This is a genomic window from Vibrio sp. D173a (genome assembly GCF_030248475.1).
The window spans coordinates 1-575 of record NZ_JAHGAH010000983.1; the positions used below are offsets into that span (position 1 = coordinate 1).

General features: G+C 37.7%; 1 pseudogene. It reads left to right on the forward strand.

Annotated features, from left to right (window positions below):
* Positions 1-240 (forward strand): annotated as a pseudogene (locus tag KIV40_RS30735) (long-chain fatty acid--CoA ligase); the annotation flags it as partial.
* Positions 241-575: the final 335 nt, after the last annotated feature.

Consider the following 575-nt stretch of genomic DNA (forward strand, 5'->3'; position numbering starts at 1 on the left):
TATCTCGTTGAGCTGATTAAGCACCATCAGATTGTTGAGATGCTAGAGAAGCGCGTTGACGACCTACAACAAGAGTTGGCTAAGTTTGAGCAAGTGAAGAAATTCAAGCTATTACCGAAGGCTTTCTCTATGGATGATGGCGAGCTGACTCCAACTCAGAAATTGCGTCGTAAAGTGATTAACGATAAGTATCAAGACGAAATCGAAGAAATGTACACTGAAAAGTCGAAAGATAAGTAGATTTATCTAAGTTAACTTTTTAGTTGTTTAAAAATCCCCCTAGTCATACATCAAGGTGACTAGGGGGATTTTTTACGTCATGACATCAGGTAAATGTGCGTGAGAGCACATCTATAGCGTGGTGTTCGCACTGAAAAAAGATGGATTATGAAATATTTAGAATCTTTTTGTGGGTGTTTTGTGGTGATAAATTCTGGTTGATGAGTCTGGGGTGGTGTTAGATGAGGTTTTTTTTCTAAAACATGGTTATATCGAATTATTAACCGTAGAAGGGTGTTAGACCAGTTGATAATAAAACGTTACAGTTGTTTCGTACCACTGCTTATTGTTATCAC